We start from the raw sequence: 1,083 nt of genomic DNA, 5'->3' as shown, positions 1-1,083 counted from the left end.
ATGTACTGGTACTAGATGATTTCGGCAGTGAAGCTGGCGGAATGGGTAACAGTGGTAAGCAGGCCAGTGAGCCAATGCAAAAGTTTATGTACGAGTTAGCCGAAGCACGCCAGGCCAAAGACGAATTTGGCAAGCGAACCAAGACAAACATTGTCACGACGAATCAAAAGATTAGCGGAGATGCTAACAGTCTTGACCGCTCATATAATCCCAAGATTATCAGCCGACTCATTGCAAAGAAAGAAGCTAATCAACTTATCTTTGGCGGAATGGAGGACTTGCGAGAGTGAAAGAGCCCAAATTTGTTAAAAATGCTGAATTGCAGGAGATGGCAGAGAGACAACCACACGATAGCCAAGAAGAAATGATGGCTATGTTGATATTCAGGAAGACACATAGGAATTTTTAAAATGACAACGACTTACAAGAAAGCACGATTGCGTGCCAAGTTAAAGTTGGCTGATGCCAGCGAGATTATTGGAATTGACGAGAAAGATCTGGGACGTATCGAGAAGGGGATTGTTAAGCCAAACTTATTCATTCTGAAGCGAATGGCCTACAAGTACCGAGTAACAACTGATTACTTACTGGAGGTGCAATTGTGATTATGAACGATAAAGAACGAGTGGCCAGTATGGCCGTTGAAGCGCTTGAACACACAGCGCTATCAGGAATTACAGCCAACCAGCATGTTGAAGTTGGTGGCAAGATTTATAAGTTAACGATTGAGAGGCTGTGAAACATGACGAAAGAAATTAGCATGAATCTTGCCAAGAAAATCAGAGAAGAACGTAGCAACAACAATTTAACTTTGTCTCAAATGGCACGTAAGACCGACATAAGTAGGACGAAGCTGAATGAATTCTTTAGCAACAATCGGAGAGTGTTCTCTGATGAAATTTATCAAAAGTTATGGCGGTTCGCTTATTACGATGATTGAGGTGCCTGAATGGAATTTGCGGGTAAATTACTAAGCAGGCGGGGTAATGTTGTCACAATTGAGCTAGATAGCTCTGATAGCCTGTATAAGCTCGATAAAGTGCAAGATAGTGTAATTACACTAGGAGTACATGACGGGCGCTC

Annotated in this window: 2 protein-coding genes and 1 pseudogene; all 3 read left to right on the top strand. The window is 42.5% G+C overall.

Features of this window, described 5'->3' with window-relative positions; translation table 11 throughout:
- Positions 1–290: pseudogene (locus FEFB_RS08845) on the top strand (ATP-binding protein); the annotation flags it as partial.
- A 120-nt stretch (positions 291–410) separates the two neighbouring features.
- Positions 411–605: a helix-turn-helix domain-containing protein gene (locus FEFB_RS08010; protein WP_047975726.1), complete on the top strand. Its 195-nt coding sequence runs from the start codon at positions 411–413 to the stop codon at positions 603–605.
- A gap of 2 nt (positions 606–607) precedes the next feature.
- The gene (locus FEFB_RS09120; protein WP_255360200.1) at positions 608–739 is read left to right on the top strand and encodes a hypothetical protein; all 132 of its coding nucleotides are present in this window, start codon (positions 608–610) and stop codon (positions 737–739) included.
- The last annotated feature ends 344 nt before the right edge of the window (positions 740–1,083 follow it).

Origin of the sequence: Fructobacillus sp. EFB-N1, from assembly GCF_001038455.1 — a bacterium.
GTDB classification, from domain to species: Bacteria; Bacillota; Bacilli; order Lactobacillales; family Lactobacillaceae; genus Fructobacillus; species Fructobacillus cardui.
Note: the sequence above shows the minus strand (reverse complement) of the source record. Positions and strands in the feature narration are given on the sequence as shown.

Coding starts and splice junctions, on each gene's coding strand:
- FEFB_RS08010 (WP_047975726.1), top strand. CDS start 411: ATGACAACGACTTACAAGAAAGCACGATTGCGTGCCAAGTTAAAGTTG.
- FEFB_RS09120 (WP_255360200.1), top strand. CDS start 608: ATGAACGATAAAGAACGAGTGGCCAGTATGGCCGTTGAAGCGCTTGAA.